The following is a 26,504-nucleotide window of genomic DNA, read 5'->3' as shown; positions in this document are numbered from 1 at the left end:
CTCCTACAGCTTGAACTTGCTCACCGTCCGGTGCATCTCTGTCGCGAGTACGGAGAGCCTGGAGGCTGTGTCCGCGCTCTCCTGCGAACCCCTGGCTGTTTCGTTCACCACTTCCGTCATATGCTGGATGCTGTTGGTGATGGAGCACGTCGTTGCGGTCTGCTCCTCTGCAGCTACCGCAATCTGATTAACCTGGCTGGTGAGAGACTCCACCTGGGCAAGCGTTTCCCGAAGCGCATCCTCCAGCCCTGCCGCCTCCTCGACTCCTCTGGCGCTCCCTTTCACCCCTTCCTCCATGGAGGCGATCGCCTGCTTCGTCTCCTGTTGAATGGTGCGGATCATCGTGCTTATCTCTTTCGTGGCGCCCGTCGTCCTCTCCGCGAGGGCACGCACCTCATCGGCAACTACCGCAAAGCCGCGCCCCTGGTCCCCTGCACGCGCGGCCTCGATGGCCGCATTGAGCGCCAAAAGGTTCGTCTGGTCTGCGATCTCCTCGATAGTCGCCACGATCGCCCCTATCTGCTCGGAGCGCTCCCCAAGAGAGGAAATTGCCTCGGCATGGCGCTTCGTCTCCTCGCCCCGCTTCCGTATCCCGTCCACTGTGCTCTTTACCATGCGGAACCCTTCCTCTGTCGTCTCGGCGGCGCGGGCGGCGTTGTCTGCAGCGTGGTGGCAGTTGCGCGCGATGTCTGCAGCGGTGCACGACATCTGCTCGCTGGCCGTCGCCACCGTCACGGTCTGGGACGCTACCTGTTCCGTCCCGAGGGAAATACCCTCCGCAGTGGACTTGAGCCCTGTAGCGTCGCTCGTTATGGTCCGGGAGGCGTCCGCGATCTGCACGATGATGCCGCGCACGCTTTCCAGGAAGAGGTTCAGCTTTTGCGCAAGCTGCCCGATCTCGTCCTTGCGCCCCCCTACCTCCAGCCGCTTCGTCAGGTCCCCCTCGCCGTCCGCCACCTCTGCAACGCGCAGGTACAGCTCACGAAGGGGCTTCAGAAGCCTGTTCACAAAGAGGACCAGCACGAGGAGTCCGGCGGCGAGGCAGGTGGCCCCGATCAGCGTGAGGGTTACCAGCTGCTTTCTCACCGGAGCGAGGACCTCGTCCTCATCGACGGTGGTGCAAAGATACCAGCCGGTAGAGGGAACGCGCGCATAGGTGAGAAACTTCTTCTTCCCCCCGGCCCGATACGTCATCGTGCCGGTTGCGGCAGCGGCGAAGTTCTTGTCGCTTTTGGCGAGGTCAGGGGAGAGATCCTTGATGTTCTTCTTTAGAGTGAGGCTCTGATCCGGATGCACCAGGATCTTCCCGCCGGCATCGGTCACGAATGCGTGCCCTGATTTACCGACCTTTACGCTCAAGACCTGTTCCACTACATGATCGAGGGTGACGTCGGCGCCAAAGATGCCGGCAAATTTTCCGTCTGCCCCGTTTATCGGTGCCATGAAGGTCATGATCAGCTTTCCGGTGGAGGCGGCGACGTACGGCTCCGTGAGACCCGTCTTCAGCTCCTTCTTCCCCTGCCTGTACCAGGGGCGCTCGCGCGGGTCATACCCGGCGGGGGGCGCCCAGTCGTCGGAGTAGACGACGCTGCCGTCCTCGTACCCGGGATGGATCTTCGTAAAGGAGCCGGCAGCGGCCAGCGTTTTTATGGTTCTTTTCAGCACCTCGGGGGACGGGGAGCGGGACAGGTCCTTTGCACCGGCCTCCACGACCTGGAGCTTGCGCTGGATCCAGTCGTTGAGGTTAGCTGCGTTGTCACTGGCGATAGAGATCTGGCTCGTCTGGATGACGCTGCTCAAGATGCTCTTTGAGCTGAAGAATGCCACTGAGACCAGGATAGTGACAGTAGCGGCAAAGATTGCCATAACGGTGAGGTTAACTTTTGCGGTCAGCTGCATTGTCCGTTCTCTCTTTCTGTGTATACGTAGTACTGCTGTTCTCAGCAGTACGTGATCGTATCGGTGTATTCAGAAGTAGCTTGAGAGTGGGATGCATTATTTACAGCCAATGGATGAGTGAGCGAAGTGATGGGTGAGCGAAATGGGGAAGGAGGGAGTGGGATGTGGAAGGGGCGCGGCATGCCGCGCCCCTTCACTGTCACTTCACAAGGTCGGAGAGTACCAGTACCGTCCAGTATGGGGAAACCATGAGGACTACGATTGAGACGATGTAGGAAGGGAAATAGTACAGGGAGCTTTTGAAAACGGTGCCGAGAGGGATGCCCGACATGCCGGAGACGACGTAGCAGCAGATTCCGATCGGGGGCATGATGGAGCCCATGGTGGTGACGATGGTGATGACCTGGCCGAACCACACCGGATCGTAACCTAGCTGCGTGACCAGCGGGTAGAATATCGGCAGCGACACCAGGAGAAAGGCCAGGGCGTCCATGATGCACCCGCCGATGATGTAGCAAAGAAGGATCACCCACAGCACCATCCAGCGCGGCAGCTGCAGTGCGCTTATCCATTCCGCCGTCTCGTACGGAAGGCGCGTGATGGTGAGGAACTTGGCGAAGATGACGGCCCCCGCCACGATCATGAAGACCATGCAGGAGATGCGTAGCGTATCGACGAAGGCGCCGGCGACCTTTTTCCAGGTGAGTTTCCTGCGCACCGTGCAGATGATCAGCGCGAGGAAGCAGCTGACGGCGGCGGCCTCGGTTGCGGTCACCACTCCGGTGAAGAGTGCGTACATGATGATCCCGAAGAGAAGGAGGATGTCCAGCGCCTCCGGCAGCGCGGCGAAGCGCTCGTTCCAGGTGCTCTTCGGGCCGGCGGGGCCCCAGTCGGGGTGGCGTCGGCAGATCCACACCACGGTGAGGAGGATAAGGGTGGTGAGGATCGCGCTCGGGATCACGTTGCCGAAGAAGAGTTTCCCGATCGACTGCCCTGTGTACAGCCCGTACACCACGAGGACGATGCTCGGAGGGATCAGCACCCCGAGCGTTGCGCCTGCAGCGACCGAACCGGCATTCAGGAGCGGGTGGTACTTGTACTCCTTCATGGCGGGGATGGCCACCGCACTCATGGTCGCGGCGGTGGCGGTGTTGGAGCCGCTGATGGCGGAGAATGCCGCGCTCGCCATGATGGTGGTCATGGCCAGTCCCCCGCGCTTGTGCCCGAACCAGCGGTACGAGGCGTAGTAGAGACTGTTGTTGTACCCGGCATAGTGCACGATCTCCCCCACGAGGATGAAGAGGGGAATGACGGTGAGGCCGTAGTTGGAAAAGATGTTCCACAGCTCCGAGCCGGTCATGGCGAAGGCTGCATCGAGCGAGGTGGCGGTGGCGATCCCGGCAAAGCCGACCAGCAGCATGGTAAAGGCTGCCGGAATGCGCAGCACGAAGAGGATGAAGAACATCGCGAGGATGCCGTAGACGCCGAGCATCGGACCGTTCATTGGTGCACCTCCGGGTGTTCCGGGTGCGCCAGCGACTTCAGGAAGTCCACGAAGAGGACGACGGCGAGGAGACCAAAGCCGACGGAGACGCCGTACACGAAGGGGTAGTAATCGATCTTCAGCGTCTCGGAGAGCTCTCCTCCGGTCCTGATCTTGTCACCCCATACCCACACCTGCCAGGAGATGACCGCGAAGAGGGCGCAGGTGACGGCGTAGTTCACCGCATCGAGGACGCGCTTTACCACCGGAGGGAACTTCTCGGAGAGGATGTCCACCACGATGTGGTCCTTGCGGCGCTGGGTGTGCGCAAGGGCGCCGGCGGTCACCAGCGCCCCCAGGAAGGAAACGAGCTCATACGTCCCGGCATACGGTGCGTGGAAAAATCGCATCGTCACGTTCCCGGTGGCGAGGAGCACCAGCACGAAGAGTGCCGCCCCCCCGACGGCCATAAATGACTTCGACAAAATCCCGATGAAACGGTCCATGTGCTTCTTTTACCCCTTACTTTCCAGAGTGACTAGGAGCCTGCTTGAGGAACCCATCCCTTGACGGTAGGGGGCAGGGGGGTGGTGAAGCTGCCATCTGCCTCTCTGGCGGCACCTTCCCCCCCACCCTGTCCCTCCCCCGCAAGGGGGGAGGGGACGTTCCCGCCGACTCTCTCCTTAAAATTCTGATGAACCTTCTTCTCGGTCGCCCAAGGAATCCGGGGACCTATTTCTTCTTCCCCGGCTTCCCTGCAGGCGCTTCGTACTTCTTCTTGAGAGCGAGGACGTCGGCGACGATCTGCTTGCCGTTCACCCCCTGCGCGCTCACCTTCCTGACATAGTCGTCCACCATCGGCTGCAGCAGCTGTGCGACCTTCTTCTGGTCCGCCGGGGGTAGGGTGAAAACCTGGTGATTGTAGTTCTTCTTCGCCGCTGCGAGCGCTTCCTGCACGTGGGTGTCGGCATAGCTGCCGGTCCAGGCAGCCTGCTCGCGGGAGAGGGAGTCGATCGCCTGCTTCACGTTTGCCGGCAGGGCGTCCCATTTTCCCTTGTTCATGACGACCGCGAACGATACGACGGGGAGATTGGCGATGGTGGCGTAGGGGGTGTAACTCGCGAACTTCAGGTCGAGAAGGATCTCGAGGGATGAGACCATCCCCTTCACAATCCCCTTCTGGATCGCTTCCGGCGTCTCGGACTGGGGCATGGCTATGGGCACCGCGCCAAGGCGTTTGGCGATCTCTGTGCCGGTTCCGGCGACGCGCAGTTCCATCCCCTTCAGGTCCGCCAGGGTACGAACCGGCTTGCTGGTCATGAAGTTCGTGGGGGGGCAGGTAAAGACGGTGATGATCTTTACCTTCTCGAACTCCTTCGGCTTGTACTTGTCGATGAGGTCGTACAGCACGAGGCTTGCTGTCTTCGCGCTGGTGAAGCCGTAGGGGAGATCGATGGCCTCCGAGACCGGGAAACGGCCGGGCTGGTAGCTCATGGCGAAGTTGCCGATGTCGGCGACGCCGGAGGTGACACCCTCCAGCATGTTCTTTGCGTTCAGGAGCGTCCCCCCCGGGAAGGTACGCACCTTCACCTGCCCTGCGGTCTTCTTCTCCACTTCCTTCGCCCAGCGCTCCATCTGGACGCACGGGAATGTGGCGGCGGGGGGGAAGTTTGCATAGGTGAGGGTGACGGTGGCCGCCGCGGCGCCCGTCGCACTCGAGAAAATGGCGGCGGCGAGCAGGAGCCCGACCTGTCTGAACATTTTCGTCGGCTTCATAAGATCCTCCTATAGTTGCAATGCATATAGATTTTGGCCTGTCGTTTATAATGAATTTTTCTGCCCGACACAAGCAGCGATTGGCGACATTCTTCGCTTTTTGACGGGACGGAACATATGGTAATACAAAGCAAAATCTTTGGCGTGGAGAGAGGGGGAATTGTTTCGCGGGAGGCTCTTATTCCTCATGAGAAGAGCCTGGGGCCGCCCGTTTCTCCGCTCCTCATGGCGTGGGGCATCCACCCCGGCAGGAGACCACGAACCATGCAGTGCCCGTCGTCTGAGGAAAAATTTAAGGAAACGTCGCCTTTCCCCGATAAGGGACCCACTGAAACGTTTTGTCGGCAACGAAAGGAGCAAGGAAAATGCTGCAGAACCTTAAGATACGCCACAAATTGATGCTGATTCTCCTCCCACCCGTCGCAGGACTGCTGGTCTTTTGCATGCGGGAGGTCGTCACCGACTACCGGCTCTACGAGGAGCTGCGCGGGACGCAGGCCCTTGCAAGGCTCGAAGTCCAGATCGGAGCGCTTTGTCACGAACTCCAGAAAGAGCGCGGCTACTCATCCGGGTATCTCAATGCAAGGGGAGAGAAATTCGGCAGCGAACTCCAGGCGCAGCGTGCGCGCGTGGACGCGGTCTCCGAGCAGGTGAGAATATACCTCTCGGAGCATCCTGCGGCCGCGGCTGCAGTAAAAGAGCCTCTCGCAGCAGCGGAAAGTGCCCTGACCCGCCTCAAAGAAACCCGCGCCGGCATCAGCGCCCTCGCCGTTGCCGGTCCGGACTCCTACGCCTTTTACACTGGCATCATCAGCTCCTATCTCGACGTCGCTGCCGCCGTGGCCACGAGCAGCGGAAAAGGCGAGGTCATGCGCGATGCCACCGCCTTCTATGCCTTCATAAAGGCGAAGGAGGAGACGGGGAAGGAGCGCGCTACGCTGAACGCGGTGCTCAGCGAGGGGAAGTTCGACTCAGAGCGGTTCCAGCGCTCCTTCTCGAACCTCGCGGGACAGCGCACCTACCTGGATATCTTCCGGAAGTACGGCAGTCCCGAGGTCCTTGCTCTGTACAAGGAGAAGGAGGCCTCCCCCGCTTTCGCAAAAGTCGAGGAGGTGCGAAACGCCGTGCTGGCGAAGGGAACCGCCGGGGGATTCGGTACCACTGCGGAAGAGTGGTTTTCCACCAGTACCGCAAAGATCGACAGCATGAAGGAGGTGGAAGACTTCCAGTCGCGCCACATCCTGCAGCTTGCGGAGCACATGGCGGCGAAGGCAAGGGGTGCTCTCCTTGTAGGTCTATGCCTTGCCGTTGTCCTCACCTGTGTCGCCCTCGGAAGCGGCTTTGCCGTCATGATGAGCATCACGACTCCGCTTCGCCGCTTGCTGCATGTCCTGCATGACATAGCGGAAGGGGAGGGGGACCTGACGCGTCGCCTCGATGTGGGGCGCAGGGATGAGCTGGGGGAGGTGAGTCTCTGGTTCAACCGCTTCGTCGACAGCGTCCACGGCATTGCCACCCAGGTCAGCGGCACCGCTGCCCGGGTATCCGCGTCGGTGCACGAGATGAACGCCACCGCCGAGCATATCTCGGCAAGCGTGGAACATGTCGCGGTGCAATCGTCGACACTTGCCACGGCAGGGGAGGAGATGTCGGCGACCTCCACCGATATTTCCCGCAACTGCCTCTCGGCAGCAGCAGCATCGAGCCGCGCCGGAGAAACCGCGCAGGGAGGGGCTATCGTCGTTCAGGAGACGCTGACGGGGATGGAAAAGATCGCGGCAACGGTGCAGGATTCGGCCCGCACCATCGCCAGCCTCGGGGAGCGTTCCGACCAGATCGGGGAAATCGTGGAGACGATCGAGGAGATAGCCGATCAGACGAACCTTCTGGCGCTTAATGCTGCAATAGAGGCGGCCCGGGCCGGGGAGCAGGGGCGCGGCTTCGCGGTGGTGGCAGACGAGGTGCGGGCGCTCGCGGAGCGTACCACACGGGCGACGAAGGAAATCGGCGCCATGATAAAGGCGATACAGGGAGAGACCGCCGGCGCGGTGGCCAGTATGGAAACCGGGATCGGAGAAGTCGCCTTGGGAATGGAGAGTTCCAGGAAGTCCGGGGCTGCTCTTCAGGACATCCTGGCGGTGATAGGCGAGGTGAACATGCAGGTGCATGAGATCGCCACCGCCGCCGAGGAGCAGAGCGCGGTCAGTGCTGAGATGTCCATGGGAATCCACCGGATAAACGAAGTCGTGTGCGAGACATCGGAAGGGGCCTCGCGCACCGCGCACGCCGCGGCGGAGCTGGAGGCGCTGGCCGCCGATCTGCAGCGTATGGTGGGGAGATTCAGGCTTGCGTGAGAGAAGGGCGGGAAGGCCACACGAGGCCTCGCGTTCCCCCCTTCGCGAAGGTTCTTCCGGGAATTCTGGGGAAGCCGTAGTATGTTCCAATGAACGGTCGCACGATGCCTCGCGTCCCCCCCTTTGCGAAGGGGGGACAGGGGGGATTTGACTTGGCCACGACCGGCCTGCAAAGAGCGCAACTGCTGTGGTCTCAAGCAATGCTTTGATTCCATTTTGCAAAAACTGGTGAGGCCTATGTCGTTGATCTTTGGACTGCCGCAGCACTGCGGTCCGACGACGAGATGTAGTGACAACGGCTGCGGCTCTGGAGGCATGTCGAAGATCAAATCCCCCCTGCCCCCCCTTCGCAAAGGGGGGAACGTTACGCCTTGTGCAGTGCTTCGTGGCAATGTACCCACGCTCCCCCGGAATTCTCGGATGAGCAAAAAGAGGGGCCCGACAGCTGACGCTGCGGGCCCTTTTCTTCTTGGAGACGTGAGATTTGAAGCGGGATCGGCCCCGCTGCGACTACATTATCGCCTTCAGCTCCTCGATAAGATTCCTCAGCAGGTCGTAGCCGTTCTGCCAGAAGCCTGCGTTGGAGAGGTCGATCCCGGCGGGAGCGAGGGTGTCGGCGGGAGTCTTCGAGCCGCCGTCGGCAAGGATGTCGCGGTAGATCGGGATGAACCTCTCCCGCTCCTTCAGGTACATCTGGTACAGCGAGAGAACCAGGAGCTCTGCGAAGGTGTAGCTGTAGCAGTAGAACCGCGCGTGGATGAAGTGGGAGATGTAGCTCCACCCCCACCGGTACGGCTCAATCATCTGCACCGCGTCGCCGTACAGCTTCGCATTCTCGTTCCACCAGAGATCGCACAGCTCCGGCGAGGTGAGAAGCCCTTCCGTTCTCTGCAGATGCATCCTCTCCTCAAAACGCGTCAGGACGTTCTGCCTGAAGGTCGTGGCGATGATGTCCTCGATCTTTGCGCACAGGAGCGATTTCTTGACCGACAGATCGGTCTCACCTGAAAGAAGGTGGCGGGTGAGAAGCATCTCGCCGAAGACCGACGCGGTCTCGGCAAGGGGGAGCGGCGGATGGTAGTTCAGCATCGTCTGGCGCTGTGCCAGGAGATAGTGGATGCCGTGCCCCACCTCGTGCGCGATGGTGGAAACGTCGCGCAGGTTCCCGGTGAAGTTCAGGAGGAGATAGGGGGGGAGCGACGGGGTCATCCCCATGCAGAAGGCGCCGCCGCTCTTCCCGGGGCGCGGGAAGATGTCGACACGCCTCTCCTGGAAAAAGCCGTCCGCCATCTGACGCAGCTCGTCGGAGAAGCCGCCGTAGGCATCCACCACCAGTTTGCGCGCCTCCTCCAGCGTGTAGCTCTTCCCGCTGTCGGGGAGGGGGGCGTAGACGTCGCTGTTTTTGAGCTTTTCCATCCCCAGAAGCCGCGCCTTGATGCGGAAGTATTCCTGTGCCAGCGGGTAGTTATTCTCCGAGACCTGCATGAGGGATTCGACGACCTCGTCGGGGATCTCGTTTCCGAGATTCGTCGGCTCCATCGGGTGGCTGTAGCCGCGCAGCTCCAGGTCCTGGGAGTGGTCGAGCGCCGCGTTGTTGAAGACCGCCGAAAAGACGATCTCCTGCTCCTCGTGGCGCTGCAGAAAAGTGCCGAAGGCGCGCTCACGCACGGAGGCGTCGGGGTGGTGCAGGAGGGAGAGCATCTCCTCGCCGGTCATCTCCCGCTCCTCGCCGTCCACTTCGAGCTTGTAGCGCATGGCGGCGCAGACCTCGTCGAAGAGGCGGGAAAAGGCGCCGCTGCCGGTGAGCCCTTTCTGCATCAGGAGGCTCTCCTCCCGCTCCGGGAGGGTGTGCTTGTGAAACTTCCTGAGTCCGAGGAGGAAGTGCCGGTAGGAGGCGAGCCCGCCGTCGGTCACGAGCGGCTGGAAGCGGTCCTCCTCCATCTGGATTATTTCCAGCCCGAAAAAGAGGAGCTCCCGCCCCATGAGGTTGCCGAATTCGGAGGCCTTCTGGGAGAGCCGCTTGTGCTCCTGGTTCTCGCTGTCCGCCGCGAAGAGAAGGTGGGCGTAGAGCTGGGGCTTTGCCAGCATTTCTTCCAGACCTTCGTATTCCTTCAGCGCCTTTAGCATCTCCCCCGGGGAGAGTTCTGCGACCTTGCCGCGGTAGCGGTCCCTGAAGGCGGTGACGACGCCGTGAGCGGAGTCGAAGGCTTCATTCAGTTCCGGCGATTGAGGTGACGGGTAGAGACGGGATGTGTCCCACTGGTGGGGGTCGTTCATGTCATGCATCTCCTTTTTGTATAAGACGGCGCCTCACTACCATTGCGCGATGCCGGCAATGGATAGTAAAGCACCCCTCCGGGGCTGTCAAGGAAGCCAGGGCCGTACTTTGATCTGGCACAGGGTCATTTCTTTTGGTATCACTTTCATCGACAGTAGCACTCTATGTCTTTACTACACCTCGTTGTGCCACGAAAGATTCTGCATTCCAGACTGCTTGTAACAGAACTGAAAAAATACGTTGTGCAAAGGGAGCCCTTGGCACCTCCTTCACCTTTTCCGCTGCCGGGGTTTTTGCGTTTTCCTTTGCGTCCTTCGCGTCTTTGCGGTTCAATGGCTCTACAATCTGTTCACCCAGCCGGAGGTGCGCGCCACCTCCACGGAGAGCACGCCATGCGAAGTACCGTTCCGCGACTGCTTAGGCAGTTCCTTATAATTTTATTACTGACTGTTGCTTCCAGCCAGTCCTGTCTGGGCGCAACCCTCTTTGACCACTCTCTTTCCCTTTTCCAAGCGAAGGCGCAGAAGGTTTCCCCGGCGGACTACACCTTCGTGGTGCTGGGGGACAGCAGGGACAACGAGCCCGTCTTCAGGAAGGCCCTCGCCGTCGCCGCCTCCTACGATCCTCTCTTCATCGTGCACGGCGGCGACTACTCCTCCCGAGGGGGGAGCGCCGAAACGGAAGATTTTCTGAGCCTGCTGCGCGAGACTGTTCCGGATCTCCCTGTCTTCGTGGTGCCGGGGAATCATGAGACGAGGAGCGTCTTCACCCAGAAGGTCGGCCCTTTGCGCTTCACTCTCGACAGCGAGCGGCTCGGGCTCACCTTCGTCGCGGTGGACAACTCCGACTATGTCCTGAGGAAAGGGGAGGTGGAGTATCTCCGCGCGGCGGTGAACGCGGCAAGGGGGTCAGCGTATGTCATGATGCACGTTCCGCCGAAGACGGAACGCTGGAACTGGCACACCTTCAGCGACGGAGCGGACGATCTGAAAAAAATACTGGCGCTCGGCAAGGTGCAGGCCGCCTTCTTCTCCCATGTGCACCTCTACGACCGTCACTCCTACGGCGGCGTCCCCTCCTACATCACGGGGGGCGGGGGGGCTCCCCTCGTCCTCTTCGGCTTCCCGGGAGACCCGGTCTTCCACATACTTGTGGTGCGGGTGCAGGGAGGGAAGGGGACGGTCACAAAGGTGGAGCTTCCCGATGCGGAGCAGACCGAGCCCCCTCCACGGAAACAGGCGAAATAATAAGAAATAGATGAAGCAGCTCCGTTGTCTGGGGAGGCCGTTATGATAAGATTCTTCTCATCTTATCGGGGGCCGGCAACCGGGTGTGGTCGGGGAGGGCGCATGGAAAAGCTGCTCATCGTGGAAGAATCGGAGAAGGTGCGCTGCCAGTTGAAGGGGGGGCTCGGGGGGGAATACCTCGTGGTGGAGAGCGCGAGCTACACGCAGGGGAAGGAGGAATTCTTCAGGCACACCCCGAAGCTCGTGGTGCTCGACCTCGAGATTCCGCAGAGCTGCGCCGGATCCCACGGCTTTCTCCTTCTGGAGGAGATGCTGACAAGGCACCCTTCGACGAAGGTGGTGCTCCTTACCGGCTACGGCCAGCGCGCCCCCGCCTACCGGGCGATCAGTTGCGGCGCCTACGATTACTGCCTGAAGCCGGTGCAGCTCGACGACCTGAGGGCGATACTGAGGCGGGCGATGCAGCTTCTCGTGGTGGAGGGTGAGAGGTCACGGCTGCAGAAGGTGCTCCTGCGCATGATGGCGGAGGCGCCCTGGTCGGGGGATCTGGAATCGATGAACGGCGACGGTCTCACCGGGAAGGACCCCCTGCCGCTCCTGACGCTGCGCGAGGCGCGCGACATGGTGGAGCGAGGCGCCATCATGGCTGCGGTGGACAACAGCCGCGGCAACCTGGTGAAGGCCTCGGAGATTCTGGGGGTATGCCGCCCCACACTGTACGACCTCATGAAAAAGCACGGGCTGCACAAGTCGACGAGGCACGTGTGGAGAGGGGAGCAGGACCCTGCCGCGCACGGCGCGGAGCGCCAGCTAGAGTCGGACGGTCATGCTCCCGTCGCGGGGGATGAGTTCGCTAAAGTAGCTTATGGTGGTGAAACGCTCTGAGGTCGCCACAGGCGCCGCCGAGCTGAAGCGCCCGACGTGGATCAGATACCTGATCCCGAAGAGCTCTGCAGTCCCGAGGTTCGTCTCGCTGTCTTCCCCAAGTACCGTTCTTTCCGGCACGAACGGAATCTTTTCCTGCAGCTTCCCCCAGAACGCGGGCTCCTCTTTCGGGAGCCCGACATCGTGTGCCGAGACAATTCCCGTGAAATAGGGGCCGATGCGCGTCTTCCTGAGCTTCAGGTCGAGGGTCTTGCTGTGCGCGTTGGTGACGAGGTAGATCCCCTTGCGGTGCTGGCTCAAAAAGAGGAGAAACTCGATGACGAAGGGGTGGACCGCGATCAGGTGGTCCACCTCTTCTTTCAGGAGTGGTATGTCGAGCCCGAGCTGGCGCGACCAGTAGTCGAGGTCGGTCCAGTTGAGGGTGTTTTCCTGCGAGCGGAAAAGGGCGTAGAGGAACTCCTTTGCGCGCGGCAGGGGGAGGTGCTTTGCCGCTGCGTAGCGCAGCGGCACATGCTCCAGCCAGAAATGGTCGTCGAAGTGCCGGTCGAGCAGCGTCCCGTCCATGTCCAGAAGGACGGTATCGACCTCGTCCCAGTTTATGGTCAGCGGGACGTGCTCGGCGACGGCACCGGTCATCAGACGCTCCCCGCCTTCTCCATGAGGAAGCGCTTCACACCCTCCTGGTCGGGGTCCATGACCTCGCAGCGGGTCGGCAGGCTCTCAAGAGCAGCGAGCTCCGGGGGCAGCGGCGGCGGGAACCCGATGCCGCGCTCCACCGCCTCACCGAACTTCGCGGGGTGGGCGGTGGCAAGGCACACGGCGGCGGAGCCGTCGGTGACCTGCGTCTGCGCCGCGCGCACCCCGACGGCTGTGTGCGGGTCGAGGAGGTAGCCGGTCTTCTTGTAGAACTCGGCGATGGTGTCGATTGTCTCCTGCTCACCGACCGAGGCGGTGGAGAATTCCTCCTGAACACGCGCCAGCTCCTCGTCGGTGAAGACGATGCGACCGTCCTTCTCCAGGGCGCAGAAGGCGTCGCGCACCCGCCCGCTCTCCTCGTCGTAGAGGAAGTAAAGGTAGCGCTCGAAGTTGGAGGCGAGCTGGATGTCCATGGAGGGGGAGACCGTCTGCACGACGGTGCCGAGGGAGTAGTCCCCCTCTTTCACGAAGCGGCTGAGGATATTGTTCTCGTTTGTGGCCAGGAGAAGCTTCTGCACCGGGAGCCCCATCCTCTTCGCCACGTACCCCGCGAAGATGTCCCCGAAGTTCCCGGTCGGCACCGCGAAGGTGACCTCCCTGTCCTGCGGCAGGCGCCCCCAGGCGTAGAAGTAGTAGACGACCTGGGCAAGGACACGGGCCCAGTTGATGGAGTTCACAGCACCGAGGGAGTACTCCTTCTTGAACTCCAGGTCGTTGAAGAGGGACTTCACGATCCCCTGGCAGTCGTCGAAGGTCCCCTTCACCGCGATGTTGTGCACGTTCGCGTCGAGCACCGTCGTCATCTGGCGCGCCTGGATCGGCGAGGTCTTCAGGTGCGGGTGCAGGATGAAGATATTGATGTTCTCCTTGCCGCGCACCCCGGCAATCGCCGCGCTCCCGGTGTCGCCGGAGGTGGCGCCGAGGATGTTCAGGCGCTCCCCGCGCTCCTTCAGGAGGTACTCGAAGAGGTTCCCCAGAAGCTGCAGTGCCACGTCCTTGAAGGCGAGGGTCGGGCCGTGGAAGAGCTCCAGGATGTACACCCCGTCCTTCTGCACAAGGGGGGTCGTCTCCGGGTGGCGGAAGGTGGCGTAGGAGCGCTCGATCAGCTCCCTCAGCACAGCCGGCGGGATGTCGTCGGCATAGAGCGAGATGATCTCGAAGGCGAGGTCGCAGTAGGAGAGGTTGCGCCATGCCGCGAGCGTCTTCTGGTCGATGGCGGGGATCTCTTCGGGGAGGATGAGCCCTCCGTCGGTGGCGAGCCCCATCATGACTGCGTCCTTGAAGCCGATCGGCTCGATCTTTCCCCTGGTGCTAAGGTATTTCATGTCTTCTCCTGGGAGTGGATTGGATTAGATTGATCTAAAGCTGAAAGAGGGGATGATGCCCGCTCCTTTTACACTGTGAACAGGTCGGGGGAAAGAGGTCCTTTCCATGGAGCTCCCTTCCCTGATATCATGACACTGGTACTTCTTCGACAAAATCACGTCCCGATCTGATCGCCGATGGATGCATTGCGAGGTCTACAGGGGGGGATGACGCCTGCAGCAAGGTGACGATGAAAAGAGTCAGAATAGGCCGAGTACCGGACAGGCACGAACCGTTCAGTCGCGGCGCAGCCGGAGCCCCATTTATAACAGTTAAAGGAAGAAAAGTGAAGCAATTGCGTGAGACTCGCTCCTTCTTTGTGAAGGGGAGCGGCGCACTACCTGCGCACCCCTTCACCACGCCTCCCACACATTGGCAATTGCAGGAATTCTCTAAAAAAAGCTCTTGCATCCACACTCTTTCCATGCTAAATATGGGTGACAAGTTAATGTTCACTCAAAAGTGAGCTCCTCAGGCTCACTTTTTTTTATGGGAATTGGCAAAAATGGCAAAAGTTGACGTTGCGACAAGGCTCGGTGAGATTGCCGAACGACTCCTCTCCTCGCTCGGTATGGAGATGGTGGACCTGGAGTACAAGCGCGAAGGAAGGGATATGGTCGCGCGCCTTTTCATCGACAAGGAAGGGGGGGTCAGCCTCGACGACTGCGCTGCGGTCAGCAGGGAGCTCTCCGATATCCTCGACGCCGAGGACTTCATTTCCGACAACTACACCCTCGAAGTCTCCTCCCCGGGGGTTTGCCGCCCGCTGAAAAAGGTGGCGGACTACGAGCGGTACGTCGGGCGGCTGGTGAAGGTAAAGACGTACGAGCTCCTTCCCGACGAAGACGGCAACAAGCGGAAGACCTTCCTCGGTGAACTGAAGGGGATCTCGGAAGGGGTAATAAGTATCGCGCTGAAGGAAGGGCAGCACGCCTCGATCCCGCTGGATAAGGTGGCTAAGGCCAATCTGGAATTTGAATTCTAGCGCATTACAACCATATATAATCAGCGAGTCGAAGGAGACAGTGACGTGGAAACGAGCTTTAACCTCAAGCACACCATAGATCAGATTGTCAAAGAGAAGGGGATAGATAAGGCCGTGGTCGTAGAGGCGCTGGAACAGGCGGTGCTTACTGCCGCCAACAAGAAGTTCCGCAACACCCGTGACCTTGAGGCCCACTACAACCCGGAGATAGGCGAGGTTGAGCTCTTCGAATTCGTGACCGTGGTGGATGAGGTGCAAGACTCGTACAGGGAGATCGAGCTCGACGAGGCGCGCGAGGAGGACCCGGAGGTGGAAGTGGGGGACTCCATCGGCATGAAGATGGACGCCAGCGGCTTCTCCCGCATCGCGGCGCAGACTGCGAAGCAGGTCATCATCCAGAGGGTGCGCGAGGCAGAGCGCGAGACGATCTACAACGAGTTCCAGGAGCGTATCTCGGAAATCGTGAACGGCGTCGTGCGCCGCTTCGAGAAGGGTGACCTCATCGTCGACCTCGGGCGCGCCGAGGCGCTTCTCCCGCACAAGGAGCAGGCCCCCCGCGAGGTGTACCGCCAGGGTGACCGCGTGAAGGCGATCATCACCGAGATCCGCATGACCACGAAGGGGCCCCAGATCATGCTCTCCCGCACCGCGCCGGGGATGCTCGCGAAGCTTTTCGAGGCGGAGGTGCCGGAGATCGCCGAGGGGATCGTGGAGATCAAGGGGGTCGTGCGCGAGCCGGGCGGGCGCGCGAAGATCGCCGTCTACTCCCACGATGCGGATGTGGACCCGGTCGGCGCCTGCGTCGGTATGCGCGGCAGCCGCGTGCAGAACGTGGTGAGCGAGCTCAGGGGTGAGAAGATCGACATCATCCCCTGGTCCGACGACATCGCCCGCTTTGCCTGCAACGCACTGGCACCTGCTGTCGTCTCCAAGGTGTATGTGGACGACGAGGACTACGCCATGGAGGTCATCGTGGCGGACGACCAGCTTTCCCTCGCCATCGGCAAGCGCGGCCAGAACGTGCGCCTGGCGGCGAAGCTCACCGGCTGGAAGATCGACATAAAGAGCGAGACGCGCATGGCAGAGGCCGAGCTGCAGCAGTTCGCCTCCTATGACGGCACCGCCGAAGAGGAAGGGGAGGCCGAAGAGGTCTCCGGCAACGTCGCCGAGCCCGCCGAGAGCGCGCCGGCCGCCGAGGCGGAAGAATAAGGGGCTCCATGCCGAAGGCCGATCCCCAGAGAAGCTGTCTTGCCTGCCGCACCGTGCAGGACAAGGGAGAGCTCCTGCGCTTCGTGCTCGCACCGGACGGCAGCGTGGTTTTCGACCTCCTGCAGAAGCTTCCCGGGCGAGGCGTGTACACCTGCATACGCTCGTCGTGCCTGCAAGCGGCCGCCCAGAAGAGGCAATTCTCCCGCGGCTTCAAGCAGGAGGTGCACGGTGCGCAGCCGGATGCGCTCCACTCCCAGGTAAAGGAGAGGCTGGAGCAGCGGGTCGCCTCCTACATCTCCCTCGCCAACAAGGGGGGGAAGGTCGTCTCGGGCTCGGACCAGGTGCTCGATCATCTGAAGAAAGGGGGAAGCGGCATCCTCTTTGTGGCCGAGGACACCTCCCCCGACATTGCGGAAAAGTTCAGGGGGATCGCCCGGGCGCACAACGTCCGGTGCGCGACGCTGTTTGACAAGGAGCGCCTCGGGGCGCTTATAGGTAAAGAGCTGAGAAGCGTTCTGGTCGTCCTGAACAGCGGCTTCATCGGGTCGATAGGGGTAGAGTTGGAGAAGTACAGGAACTTCCTTCAGGAGGAGCGTGAGTAGATGAGCAAAACCCGCGTATACGAGCTGGCACAGCAGCTGGGGATCGATAATAAGGAGGTTATGGCACGGCTGGCCGAAAGAGGCGTAACCGTCAAAAATCATATGGCTGTCATTGAAGATGCCGATGTCAAGGCGCTGTCCGCTCCTGCCCCCTCCGGCCACAAAGAGGCCGCCGCCCAGGAGGAAGTCCGGGTGAAGCCCACTCTGATCCGCCGTCGCAAGGTGGCGGAAGCTCCTGTCGAGGCGGCTGCCGCCGAGCCCGTCGAGGCTCCTGCGGTGGAAACTCCGGAACCCCCGGTCGCCGCAGCTCCGGCCGCTCCGGCCGAGCCCGAAAGGCCCGCCCCGCCGAAAGCGCCTTCCGCAAGGATTATAGAGCCCGCGCCGCGTGCCCGGATCATTGAGCGCCCTGCGCCGCCGGTCGAGGCGGTGAAGCCGGCGCCCCCCGCAGCGGAGCCGGAGAAGCCGGTCGAGCCGGTTGAGGCGGCGAAGCCCGCGCAGGCCGCGCCCGTCGCGGAAGAGGCTCCGGTACAGGCGAAGCCCGCAACTGTCGTTGTTCCCGAGCCGGTAGCGGCGGCGGAGCCGGTGCAGCCGGCCGAGCCGGTCCAGGCGCCGAAAGCGGCGGAGAGCGCCCCTGTGCAAGGCGCCGCCCCGCAAGGTGCCGTCCCCTCCGAGGGCGCCCCGGCGCAACCGGCCGCAGCCGCTGCGAAGCCGGGAGAGCCGGAGAAGGCAACCCCTACCCGCGCCCGCATCCTCGGCCGTGTGGAGATCCCGATCCCCGCACAGCGCACCCCCAGCGAGCGCCGCGAGTACCAGCGCCCGGCAGGGGAGCGCCCCCGCGGAGTGGAGCGTCCCGGCACCGAGCGTCCGGCACGCCCCGGCGCGGGACGTCCGGGAGAGAGGCCGGCACCGGGTCGCCCCGGCGAGCGCCCCGCTCCCCGTCCTGATCGCCCCGCTCCCCTTGCCCCGGTAGATCCGAACGCCCTGGCGGACGATCGCAGGAAGGGGGGGAGGAAGGCAGCTCCTCCCGCCACGGACTACAAGAACGGCAAGAAGGGTCCTGCCGCGAAGAAGAAGGATTTCGAGAAACCGGATCTCTTCGACAAGCGCGAGAGGGTCTTCGAGCCCGGGCCGCGCACCGGCAAGGGTAAGAGGAAGGTCGAGAAGGTGCAGATCGGGAAGAAGACCGAGATCACCGTACCGAAGGCCATCAAGAGGATCATCAAGATCGGCGAGTCGATCTCCGTCGGCGAGCTCGCCAAGAGGATGGGGATCAAGGCGACCGATCTCATCAGGGCTCTCATGAAGATGGGGGTCATGGCCACCATCAACCATCCGCTGGACTTCGACACCGCGACGATCCTCGCCACCGATTTCGGCTACGAGATCGAGAGCGTGGCGCTCGACGTGGACGAGATCCTCGAGGCGGCGCCGGACGCGCCGGAATCGCTGCAGAAGAGGCCGCCGGTCGTCACCATCATGGGTCACGTCGACCACGGCAAAACGAGCCTTCTGGACGCCATCCGCGAGGCGAACGTCATCGCCGGCGAGGCCGGCGGGATCACCCAGCACATCGGTGCCTACGACGTGGAGCTCGACGGGCGCAAGATCACCTTCCTCGACACCCCGGGTCACGAGGCGTTCACCGCGATGCGCGCCAGGGGGGCGAAGGTCACCGACATCGTCATCCTCGTGGTGGCGGCCGATGACGGCGTCATGCCCCAGACCCGCGAGGCGGTGAACCACTCCAAAGCCGCCGGCGTCCCGATCATCGTGGCGATCAACAAGATCGACAAGCCGGATGCCAACCCGGCGAAGGTGAAGCAGGAGCTCATGGAGTTTGGTCTTGTGAGCGAGGAGTGGGGTGGCGACACGATCTTCGTGGAAGTCTCCGCGAAGAAGAAGATGAACCTCCCCGCACTTCTGGAGATGGTCCTTCTGCAGGCGGACGTCCTGGAGCTGAAGGCGAACCCGGACAAGCCGGCACGCGGCACGATCGTGGAGGCGAAGCTCGACAAGGGTCGCGGCCCGGTGGCCACGGTGCTTGTCCAGGAAGGTACCCTGAAAAACGGCGACTACTACGTCGCCGGGGTGCACTACGGCAGGGTGCGCGCCATGCAGAACGACCGCGGGGAGAAGGTCCTTGCCGCGGGTCCCGCGATGCCGGTCGAGGTCATCGGCTTCACCGGGGTGCCGGACGCGGGTGACATCTTTGTCGCCATGGCGGACGAGAAGCAGGCGAAAGAGATCGCGAACCACCGCCAGATGAAGCTCAGGGAGGCGGAACTCGCCAAGCACAGCAAGCTCTCGCTGGAGCAGCTCTACGAGCAGATCCAGAAGGGGGAGGTGAAGGACCTGAACGTCATCGTGAAAGGGGACGTGCAGGGTTCCGTGGAGGCGGTTTCCGAATCGCTGCGCAAGCTCTCCACCGACGCGATCCGCCTGAACGTGATCCACGCCTCCGTCGGCGCGATCACCGAGACGGACGTGAACCTGGCCACCGCTTCCAACGCCATCATCCTCGGCTTCAACGTACGCCCCGAGGTGAAGGCCGCCTCGCTGGCGGAGAAGGAAGGGGTCGATCTCAGGCTCTACAACATCATCTACGACGCCGTGGACGACATCAAGAAGGCGATGGAGGGGCTCCTGGAGCCGACCTTCAGGGAGAAGTTCCTCGGCCGCGCCGAGGTCCGCGAGGTCTTCTCGGTGCCGAAGCACGGCAACGTCGCCGGGAGCTACGTCCTCGACGGGAAGATCGTCAGGAACGCACAGGCCCGCCTCGTCCGCGACAACAAGGTCGTGTACGAAGGGAAGCTCGCCAGCCTCAGGCGCTTCAAGGACGACGTCAAGGATGTCGCCACCGGGTACGAGTGCGGTATCTCGCTGGAAAACTACAACGACATCAAGACCGGCGACATCATCGAGGCGTTCGAGATGGAGAAGGTCGCCGGGAAGCTGTAACAGCGCCCCACCACGGGCGTGTCCCACCGCTTCTCCCCCCCTCCCTTCACGGGAGGGGGTACTGATATAGGAAGTCGATATGCACAAGCGTTCTGATAAAGTAGCCGAGGCGATCCACAAGATCGTCTCGGAGCTCCTGGTGAAGGGGCTGAAGGACCCGCGCATCGGGTTTGTCACCATCACCGGGGTAAAGGTCACCGACGACAATCACCAGGCCACGATCTACTTCACGGTCATGGAGAGCGACGAGGAGAAGAAGGGGACCGAAGCGGGGCTAAACAGCGCCCGCGGCTTCATCCGCAAGGAGGTCGGGCGCGTGCTGCAGATGCGCTTCACCCCCGAGATCCGCTTCCGCTACGACACCTCCCTGGAATACGGCTTCCACATCGACAAGATTCTCAAAGAGGTAGGCTCGCAGGATGAAGGCGATAATAGCTGATATCGTTGCAGCGATAGAGCGGCACCACTCCTTTCTGGTCACCACCCACGAGGGGCCGGACGGCGACGCCGTCGGCTCCGCCCTCGCGCTCGGCAACCACCTGGCGCGCCTGGGGAAGGACGTCACGGTCCACCTCATCGATCCCGTACCGGAGACGTACCAGTTTCTCCCGATGTCGGAGCAGGTGCTGCGGCACGTACCGGAGCGGCAGTACGACGTCTGCTTCGTCCTCGACGTCGGCGAGTTCCGCCGCGCCGGGAAGGAAATCGCCGCCTGCGGCACGATCGGGAGCTTCATAAACATAGACCACCACTTAAGCTGCGAAAATTTCGGCGCCATCAACCTGATCGACCCCGAGGCCTGCGCCACCGGCGCCCTCATCTACCGGGTCATCAGCGGCTCCGGACTCACCCCCGATTATCCGACCGCCCTTTGCATCTACACAGCGGTCATCTCCGACACCGGCAGCTTCCACTACTCGAACTCCAACCCGGAGGCGTTCGCCATCGCGGGTGCGATGGTAGGTCTCGGGGTACAGCCGTGGACCGTTACGGAGCCTCTCTTTGAGAGCTACCCGAAGGCCCGGCAGGACCTCCTGGCGCTCGCCCTCTCCGATCTCACCGTATCCCCTTCCGGGCGCTACGCCTCCATTACCGTCACGCTGGAGATGTACCGCAGGACCGGGGGGAGCGCCGAGCTCACCGACGGTTTTATCAACTACGCCCGGCAGATAAAGGGTGTGGAGGTGGCGCTCTTTTTCCGCGAGGTGAAGGACGGGGTCTTCAAGGTCGGCTTCAGGTCGAAGGGGAAGGTAAACGTGGCGGAGCTCTCCGCGCTCTTTGGGGGAGGGGGGCACCACAACGCCGCCGGATGCACGGTGGCGGGGACCCTTGCCGAGGTGAAGGGTGCGGTCTTCGAACGGCTGGAACAGAAACTTTGAGCATGGACGGATTTCTGGTAGTAGACAAGCCCCAGGGGGCGACCTCGCACGACATGGTTTCCCTCGTGCGCCGCGTCACCGGCATAAAGAAGGTGGGGCACACAGGGACCCTCGACCCTTTCGCCACCGGGGTACTCCCGGTCGCCATAGGGGACGGCACGAAGGCGATCCAGTTTCTGGACGAGTCGGTGAAGGTGTACCGGGCGCAGCTTAAGCTCGGGGTCTGCACCGATACCCAGGACCGCACCGGGAAGGTCCTGCGGGAGCGGGAGTGGGAGGGGGTGACCCCTGAAGAACTGGAGCGTGTGGCGCGCGCCTTCCTCGGGAAGATAATGCAGCTTCCCCCCATGTTCTCGGCGCTGAAGCGGGACGGAGTTCCCCTGTACAAGCTCGCGCGCCGCGGCGAGGAGGTGGAGCGGGAGGAGCGCCCGGTGGAGATCCACTCCATCACCTTCGACTGGATCGCTCTACCGGAGGCATCCTTTACCGTGAGCTGCTCGCGCGGCACCTACGTGCGCACCCTTGCCCACGACATCGGCGAGGCCCTCGGCTGCGGCGCCCACCTCGTGGAGCTGCGCCGCCTGAGGAGCGGGCTCTTTGCGGAGGAGGATGCGCTGAGCGCCGAGACGCTGAAGACGGGAGGGGCACCGGTTCTCGTCCCTGTGGAGCGGGCGCTCTCGCACCTGAAGGAAGTGGCGCTGAACGAGGGGGGTGCGCGCAAGGTGGCAAACGGCGTCGTCCCCGCCGCGGGAGATTTGGAGTCCCCCGCACCGGAGCTCGCACCGGGGGAGATGGTGCGGCTTTGCAGCGGCGAGCGCCTTGCGGCGGTGGCCCAGCACGATCCCCGGAAGGGGCTTCGGCTCGCCCGGGTGTTCAACTAGTAATCTTCTTTACACCCGCTGGGATTTGTGCTAAAAGACGTGGATTATAGAACTTTTCCGTGGCCCGAAAAGGCTGCGGGCAGTCATAACTAAAATAGAAGCGGAAGGAGGTGTAGCTAAATGTTGGTAACCGAAAAGAAACAGGAAATTATCTCTGCTCACAAGCTTCACGACACTGACACAGGGTCGCCGGAAGTGCAGATCGCCATTCTTTCAGAGCGGATCACATATCTGACTGAGCACTTCAAGGTGCACAAGAAGGATCATCATAGCCGTCGCGGTCTCCTGAAGATAGTCGGCCAGAGAAGGGGTCTTCTCGACTATCTGAAGAAGAAAGATGTTGAAAGGTACAGAGCCATCATCGAGAAGCTCGGCATAAGAAGGTAAGAGAAGGCAGTATACCTCTTATAGGGTATATTGCCTTTCCGCTTTTTTCTCACAAGAGGGCTTCGGCCCTTTTCTTTTGTTGGGGGCGTGGATAAAAAAGCCCTGCGTGTCGCACCCTCGACGCAGTGCTCTTTTCTCGGCGGCCCCAACACCAACCGTAGGTTAGTGCCAGGAGGCCAAAGAGTATGGAACACACCGTCACAGTAGAGTGCAGCGGCAAGACAATCACTATTGAAACAGGCAGGATGGCGAAGCAGGCAAGCGGCGCCGTCATGATCAAGAGCGGCGACACCATGGTGCTCGTCACCGCAGTCGCCACGAAGACCGCAAAGGAAGGGCAGGGCTTCTTCCCCCTGACCGTCAACTACCAGGAGAAGGCGTACGCCGGCGGGAGGATTCCCGGCTCCTTCTTCAAGCGCGAAGGGCGCCCCTCCGACAACGAAACCCTCACCAGCCGTCTCATCGACCGTCCGATCCGTCCTCTCTTCCCCGAGAACTTCCTGAACGACACACAGATCATGGCGACCGTCGTCTCCGCCGACAAGGACCACGATCCGGGGATCCTCGCCATGGTCGGCGCCTCCGCCGCCCTCATGGTCTCCGACGTCCCCTTTGCCGGGCCGATCGCCGGCGTGAAGGTCGGGCGCGTGGACGGCAACTTCATCGCCAACCCCACCGCCGAGGAGATGGAAAAGAGCGACATGGAAATCGTGGTCGCCGCCTCCAAAGACGCCGTCATCATGGTGGAAGGTGAGGCGAACGAGGTCTCCGAGAGCGACATGCTGGAGGCTATCTTCTTCGGCCACGCTGCGATCCAGCCGATCCTCGCCGCCCAGGAAGAGCTCGCCGCGAAAGTCGGCGCCGTGAAGCGCGAAGTACCGCCGCCGGCGGTGAACGCCGAGCTGCAGGAGAGGGTGAAGGCCCTCGCCTACGCCGGGATGAAGGAAGCGGTGCGCATCAAGACGAAGGTCGAGCGCCACAACGCCATCGACGCCATCCGCGACGAGACGGTCGCCGCCCTCTCTGCCGAGTTCGAGGGGAGCGAGAAAGAGATCGCCACCTTCATCGAGGACATGGAATACGACCTGGTCCGCGAGCACATCATCGTCGACGGCGAGAGGATCGACGGGCGCGACACGAAGACGATCAGGAACATCTCCAGCGTGTGCGGGCTCCTGCCGCGCGCCCACGGCTCCGCGCTCTTCACCCGCGGCGAGACGCAGTCCCTCGTGGCGGCGACGCTCGGTACCTCCGTCGACGAGCAGCGCATCGACTCCCTCTACGGCGACACGAGGAAGCGCTTCATGCTGCACTACAACTTCCCGCCGTACTCGGTAGGTGAGACGAGCTTCCGCCTCGCCCCGGGGCGCCGCGAGATCGGCCACGGCATGCTCGCCGAGCGCGCGCTGCAGAAGGTCCTCCCGAAGCACGACGACTTCCCCTACACCATCAGGATCGTCTCCGACATCCTGGAGTCGAACGGCTCCTCCTCAATGGCGACCGTGTGCGGCGGCGCACTCTCCATGATGGACGCCGGCATCCCCATCAAGGCACCGGTCGCCGGTATCGCCATGGGTCTCATCAAGCAGGGTGACTCCTTCGCCATCCTCTCCGACATCCTCGGCGACGAGGACCACCTGGGCGACATGGACTTCAAGGTCGCCGGTACCTCCGCAGGGGTTACCGCTCTCCAGATGGACATAAAGATCGGCGGCGTCACCCGCGAGATCATGCAGGCGGCACTGAACCAGGCGAAGGAAGGGAGGCTGCACATCCTCGGCGAGATGGCGAAAGCACTCACCGGCCCGCGCCAGGAGCTCTCCCCGTTCGCGCCGCGCATCACCACGATCTGGGTCAAGACCGACAAGATCCGCGACGTCATCGGCAGCGGCGGCAAGAACATCAGGAGCGTCACCGAAGCGACCGGCGTTTCCATCGACATCGACGATACCGGCAAGATCAATATCGCCTCCACCAACAAGGAAGCGTGCGACCTCGCCATCAAGATGATCAGGAACCTCACCGCCGAGGCAGAGGAAGGGAAGCTGTACATGGGGACCGTGAAGAAGGTCATGGAATTCGGCGCCTTCGTGGAAATCTTCCCCGGTACCGACGGCCTCGTCCACGTCTCCGAGCTCGACACCGAGCGCGTGAAGAACGTCACCGACGTGCTGCGCGAAGGGGACAAGGTGCTGGTGAAGTGCATCGGCATCGACAAGCAGGGGAAAATCAAGCTTTCCCGCAAGGAAGCGCTCGGCGCAACCTTTACCGAGTAACCCTCAATCCCCGCAGCTAGCGGTCGTACAGCCCGTAGGGTATACTCAACAGCATGGTCAACAAGTCAATCCTCGATAACGGTATCCGCGTCATCACCGAGCGGATACCGTACGCCAGCTCCGTCTCCATCGGGATATGGGTGGCGAACGGATCCCGCCACGAAGACCGCTCCGTGAACGGCGTGGCGCACTTTATCGAGCACCTCCTCTTCAAGGGGACCGAGCGCCGCTCCTCCCTCGACATTGCCCGCGAAATAGACTCGGTTGGTGGAGTGCTCAACGCCTTCACCAGCCGGGAATATGTCTGCTACTACGCCAAAATCCTCGACAAGTTCCTCCCCCGCGCCGTAGATCTTTTGACCGACATCTTCCTCAATTCCACCTTCGATGCGGAGGAGATAGAGAAGGAGCGCCGCGTCGTGCTGCAGGAAATCAGCATGATGGAGGACACCCCCGACGACCTGATCCACGACCTCTTCCACCAGCAGTTCTGGGAGGGGCACCCGCTGGGAATGTCGATCCTCGGCGACGTGGAGAGCGTGTCCGGGCTCTCGCGCGAGGCGATACTGGAGTACAAGGAAAAGATGTACCGCGGCGAGGACATCATCGTCTGCGCCGCGGGGAACGTGGAGCACGAAGAGCTCGTCTCCATGGTCGCCGAGCAGCTCCTCTCCGTCCCGGGCGGGCACGGCCGGAAGCCGTCCGCGCTCCCGGTGTACGAGCGGAAGGTGGAGCTCGTGGAGAAGGACCTGGAGCAGGTCCACGTCTGCCTCGGTCTGAAGGGGGTGACCCAGAGCGAGCCGGGTCGCTTCGACGCCTTCATCATGAACGCCATCCTCGGTGGCAGCATGAGCTCCCGCCTCTTCCAGGAGGTGCGGGAAAAAAGCGGGCTCGCCTACTCCGTCTATTCGTACATCGCCTCCCACGCCGATGCCGGCTCCCTCGTCGTGTACGCCGGTCTCTCACCGGAAAAGGTCGACGAGCTGATGGAGATCACCCTGCGCGAGCTGCGCCGCTTCAAGAACGAGCCGGTCTCCGACTCGCAGCTGAACGCCGCCCGGGAACAGCTGAAGGGGAACCTCCTCCTCTCCCTCGAGTCGAGCGACAACAGGATGTCCCGCCTCGCCAAGAACGAGATCTATTTCGGGGCGCCCCAGCCCCTCTCCCAGATCATGGAAGGTTTCGACCGCGTGACCGCGGAATCGATCCTTGCTCTCAGTGCCGACATCGTCGACAACTCCACCCTCTCCCTCATCATGCTCGGGCGTGTCGGCTCCTCGACGATCCAACCCGAAGCAGTCCTCATTTGACATGAGCGGCATCTCTGTGAAGATCAAGAGGGTGCGGCCGGGCGACCGTAATCCTCTCCCTTCCTACATGACTGCGCATGCGGCCGGCGTCGATCTGTACGCCGAGCTCGAAGGCGACCTGGAGCTGGAGCCGGGAGCGCGCGCCCTGGTGCCGACGGGGATCGCGCTGGAGATTCCTGAAGGGTACGAGGCGCAGGTGAGGCCCCGCAGCGGGCTCGCTCTGAAGCACGGGATCGCGCTGGTGAACTCGCCCGGCACCATCGACGCCGACTACCGCGGCGAGATCTGCGTCATCATGATAAACCACGGGAGTGACACCTTCACCGTGCGAAGCGGCGAGCGGATCGCCCAGATGGTCTTTTCCCGCTTCGAAAGGGCGGAGTTCTACGAGGTGGAGGAACTCGGCGAGAGCACCCGGGGGGAGGGCGGCTTCGGCCATACCGGGAGGTAGCACGACTTCCCCGCATGTCCGCATGTCCATGTAGGCCGGGATAAGCCGAAGGCGTTCCCGGCAGCGCCGGACCGCGGCAGAGA

The 26,504-nt window shown here is 62.2% G+C and carries 21 protein-coding genes; 14 read left to right on the top strand and 7 right to left on the bottom strand.

What is annotated here, in order from left to right; genetic code table 11:
* Positions 1–3: 3 nt before the first annotated feature.
* The 4 genes from LPW11_RS01425 to LPW11_RS01410 form a co-directional block, all read right to left on the bottom strand.
* Positions 4–1,899 (bottom strand): methyl-accepting chemotaxis protein, encoded by a 1,896-nt coding sequence (locus LPW11_RS01425; protein ID WP_230996342.1) that lies wholly within the window; start codon positions 1,897–1,899, stop codon positions 4–6.
* 199 nt (positions 1,900–2,098) lie between these two features.
* Positions 2,099–3,403 carry a TRAP transporter large permease gene (locus LPW11_RS01420; protein WP_230996341.1) on the bottom strand — a complete coding sequence of 435 codons (1,305 nt, stop codon included), beginning with the start codon at positions 3,401–3,403 and terminating at the stop codon, positions 2,099–2,101.
* Entirely contained in the window at positions 3,400–3,888 is a 489-nt protein-coding gene (locus tag LPW11_RS01415) for a TRAP transporter small permease (protein WP_230996340.1), read from the bottom strand. Before LPW11_RS01415 ends, LPW11_RS01420 begins: the two co-directional genes overlap by 4 nt.
* A 226-nt stretch (positions 3,889–4,114) precedes the next feature.
* Entirely contained in the window at positions 4,115–5,158 is a 1,044-nt protein-coding gene (locus LPW11_RS01410) for a TRAP transporter substrate-binding protein (protein WP_230996339.1), read from the bottom strand.
* Positions 5,159–5,523: 365 nt separating this feature from the next.
* Between LPW11_RS01410 and LPW11_RS01405 the strand changes: the two genes are divergently transcribed.
* A complete protein-coding gene (locus LPW11_RS01405) occupies positions 5,524–7,512 on the top strand; it encodes a methyl-accepting chemotaxis protein (RefSeq protein ID WP_230996338.1) in 1,989 nt (662 codons plus the stop codon).
* A 510-nt stretch (positions 7,513–8,022) separates the two neighbouring features.
* On the opposite strand, the gene LPW11_RS01400 is transcribed toward LPW11_RS01405, so the two are convergent.
* Entirely contained in the window at positions 8,023–9,789 is a 1,767-nt protein-coding gene (locus tag LPW11_RS01400) for a M3 family oligoendopeptidase (RefSeq protein WP_230996337.1), read from the bottom strand.
* A 393-nt stretch (positions 9,790–10,182) separates the two neighbouring features.
* Between LPW11_RS01400 and LPW11_RS01395 the strand changes: the two genes are divergently transcribed.
* Positions 10,183–11,037, top strand: a complete 855-nt coding sequence (locus LPW11_RS01395; protein ID WP_230996336.1) for a metallophosphoesterase family protein — start codon at positions 10,183–10,185, stop codon at positions 11,035–11,037.
* Positions 11,038–11,139: 102 nt separating this feature from the next.
* Complete coding sequence (locus LPW11_RS01390; RefSeq protein WP_230996335.1) at positions 11,140–11,922, top strand: response regulator; 783 nt, start codon at positions 11,140–11,142, stop codon at positions 11,920–11,922.
* On the opposite strand, the gene LPW11_RS01385 is transcribed toward LPW11_RS01390, so the two are convergent.
* Both LPW11_RS01385 and thrC read right to left on the bottom strand, forming a co-directional pair.
* The gene (locus tag LPW11_RS01385) at positions 11,848–12,558 is read right to left on the bottom strand and encodes an HAD-IA family hydrolase (RefSeq protein ID WP_230996334.1); all 711 of its coding nucleotides are present in this window, start codon (positions 12,556–12,558) and stop codon (positions 11,848–11,850) included. The genes LPW11_RS01390 and LPW11_RS01385 overlap by 75 nt on opposite strands.
* Positions 12,558–13,943: a threonine synthase gene (gene thrC, locus LPW11_RS01380; protein WP_230996333.1), complete on the bottom strand. Its 1,386-nt coding sequence runs from the start codon at positions 13,941–13,943 to the stop codon at positions 12,558–12,560. The genes LPW11_RS01385 and thrC overlap by 1 nt, the downstream gene beginning before the upstream one ends.
* A gap of 545 nt (positions 13,944–14,488) precedes the next feature.
* Between thrC and rimP the strand changes: the two genes are divergently transcribed.
* The 11 genes from rimP (at position 14,489) to dut (ending at position 26,421) form a co-directional block, all read left to right on the top strand.
* On the top strand, positions 14,489–14,968 hold the full coding sequence (gene rimP / locus LPW11_RS01375; RefSeq protein WP_230996332.1) for a ribosome maturation factor RimP: 480 nt from the start codon (positions 14,489–14,491) through the stop codon (positions 14,966–14,968).
* 45 nt (positions 14,969–15,013) lie between these two features.
* Positions 15,014–16,177, top strand: a complete 1,164-nt coding sequence (gene nusA / locus LPW11_RS01370) for a transcription termination factor NusA (RefSeq protein ID WP_230996331.1) — start codon at positions 15,014–15,016, stop codon at positions 16,175–16,177.
* A gap of 8 nt (positions 16,178–16,185) precedes the next feature.
* Positions 16,186–16,779, top strand: coding sequence for a DUF448 domain-containing protein (locus LPW11_RS01365; RefSeq protein WP_230996330.1), 594 nt, complete (start codon positions 16,186–16,188; stop codon positions 16,777–16,779).
* Positions 16,780–19,737 carry a translation initiation factor IF-2 gene (gene infB, locus LPW11_RS01360; protein ID WP_230996329.1) on the top strand — a complete coding sequence of 986 codons (2,958 nt, stop codon included), beginning with the start codon at positions 16,780–16,782 and terminating at the stop codon, positions 19,735–19,737. It abuts the gene before it with no gap.
* Positions 19,738–19,816: 79 nt separating this feature from the next.
* Entirely contained in the window at positions 19,817–20,176 is a 360-nt protein-coding gene (locus LPW11_RS01355; protein WP_230996328.1) for a ribosome-binding factor A, read from the top strand.
* Positions 20,157–21,116 (top strand): DHH family phosphoesterase, encoded by a 960-nt coding sequence (locus LPW11_RS01350; protein ID WP_230996327.1) that lies wholly within the window; start codon positions 20,157–20,159, stop codon positions 21,114–21,116. Before LPW11_RS01355 ends, LPW11_RS01350 begins: the two co-directional genes overlap by 20 nt.
* Before the next feature lie 2 nt (positions 21,117–21,118).
* Positions 21,119–21,997, top strand: coding sequence for a tRNA pseudouridine(55) synthase TruB (gene truB, locus LPW11_RS01345; RefSeq protein WP_230996326.1), 879 nt, complete (start codon positions 21,119–21,121; stop codon positions 21,995–21,997).
* 120 nt (positions 21,998–22,117) lie between these two features.
* Positions 22,118–22,384, top strand: coding sequence for a 30S ribosomal protein S15 (gene rpsO / locus LPW11_RS01340; RefSeq protein WP_230996325.1), 267 nt, complete (start codon positions 22,118–22,120; stop codon positions 22,382–22,384).
* A gap of 185 nt (positions 22,385–22,569) precedes the next feature.
* Complete coding sequence (gene pnp / locus LPW11_RS01335) at positions 22,570–24,660, top strand: polyribonucleotide nucleotidyltransferase (protein ID WP_230996324.1); 2,091 nt, start codon at positions 22,570–22,572, stop codon at positions 24,658–24,660.
* Between the two features lie 53 nt (positions 24,661–24,713).
* A complete protein-coding gene (locus LPW11_RS01330) occupies positions 24,714–25,970 on the top strand; it encodes a M16 family metallopeptidase (protein ID WP_230996323.1) in 1,257 nt (418 codons plus the stop codon).
* Position 25,971: 1 nt separating this feature from the next.
* Entirely contained in the window at positions 25,972–26,421 is a 450-nt protein-coding gene (gene dut / locus LPW11_RS01325) for a dUTP diphosphatase (RefSeq protein ID WP_230996322.1), read from the top strand.
* Positions 26,422–26,504 lie beyond the last annotated feature (83 nt).

The sequence above is a fragment of the Geomonas sp. RF6 genome, assembly GCF_021044625.1.
Classification (GTDB): Bacteria; Desulfobacterota; Desulfuromonadia; order Geobacterales; family Geobacteraceae; genus RF6.
The sequence above is the reverse complement of the archived record's forward strand: the minus strand, read 5'-3'. Positions and strand labels throughout refer to the sequence as shown.

Excerpts from the sequence above, each read along its gene's own strand:
- LPW11_RS01425 (WP_230996342.1), bottom strand. The coding sequence starts at position 1,899 with ATGCAGCTGACCGCAAAAGTTAACCTCACCGTTATGGCAATCTTTGCC.
- LPW11_RS01420 (WP_230996341.1), bottom strand. The coding sequence starts at position 3,403 with ATGAACGGTCCGATGCTCGGCGTCTACGGCATCCTCGCGATGTTCTTC.
- LPW11_RS01415 (WP_230996340.1), bottom strand. The coding sequence starts at position 3,888 with ATGGACCGTTTCATCGGGATTTTGTCGAAGTCATTTATGGCCGTCGGG.
- LPW11_RS01410 (WP_230996339.1), bottom strand. The coding sequence starts at position 5,158 with ATGAAGCCGACGAAAATGTTCAGACAGGTCGGGCTCCTGCTCGCCGCC.
- LPW11_RS01405 (WP_230996338.1), top strand. The coding sequence starts at position 5,524 with ATGCTGCAGAACCTTAAGATACGCCACAAATTGATGCTGATTCTCCTC.
- LPW11_RS01400 (WP_230996337.1), bottom strand. The coding sequence starts at position 9,789 with ATGAACGACCCCCACCAGTGGGACACATCCCGTCTCTACCCGTCACCT.
- LPW11_RS01395 (WP_230996336.1), top strand. The coding sequence starts at position 10,183 with ATGCGAAGTACCGTTCCGCGACTGCTTAGGCAGTTCCTTATAATTTTA.
- LPW11_RS01390 (WP_230996335.1), top strand. The coding sequence starts at position 11,140 with ATGGAAAAGCTGCTCATCGTGGAAGAATCGGAGAAGGTGCGCTGCCAG.
- LPW11_RS01385 (WP_230996334.1), bottom strand. The coding sequence starts at position 12,558 with ATGACCGGTGCCGTCGCCGAGCACGTCCCGCTGACCATAAACTGGGAC.
- thrC (WP_230996333.1), bottom strand. The coding sequence starts at position 13,943 with ATGAAATACCTTAGCACCAGGGGAAAGATCGAGCCGATCGGCTTCAAG.
- rimP (WP_230996332.1), top strand. The coding sequence starts at position 14,489 with ATGGCAAAAGTTGACGTTGCGACAAGGCTCGGTGAGATTGCCGAACGA.
- LPW11_RS01365 (WP_230996330.1), top strand. The coding sequence starts at position 16,186 with ATGCCGAAGGCCGATCCCCAGAGAAGCTGTCTTGCCTGCCGCACCGTG.
- infB (WP_230996329.1), top strand. The coding sequence starts at position 16,780 with ATGAGCAAAACCCGCGTATACGAGCTGGCACAGCAGCTGGGGATCGAT.
- LPW11_RS01355 (WP_230996328.1), top strand. The coding sequence starts at position 19,817 with ATGCACAAGCGTTCTGATAAAGTAGCCGAGGCGATCCACAAGATCGTC.
- LPW11_RS01350 (WP_230996327.1), top strand. The coding sequence starts at position 20,157 with ATGAAGGCGATAATAGCTGATATCGTTGCAGCGATAGAGCGGCACCAC.
- truB (WP_230996326.1), top strand. The coding sequence starts at position 21,119 with ATGGACGGATTTCTGGTAGTAGACAAGCCCCAGGGGGCGACCTCGCAC.
- rpsO (WP_230996325.1), top strand. The coding sequence starts at position 22,118 with ATGTTGGTAACCGAAAAGAAACAGGAAATTATCTCTGCTCACAAGCTT.
- pnp (WP_230996324.1), top strand. The coding sequence starts at position 22,570 with ATGGAACACACCGTCACAGTAGAGTGCAGCGGCAAGACAATCACTATT.
- LPW11_RS01330 (WP_230996323.1), top strand. The coding sequence starts at position 24,714 with ATGGTCAACAAGTCAATCCTCGATAACGGTATCCGCGTCATCACCGAG.
- dut (WP_230996322.1), top strand. The coding sequence starts at position 25,972 with ATGAGCGGCATCTCTGTGAAGATCAAGAGGGTGCGGCCGGGCGACCGT.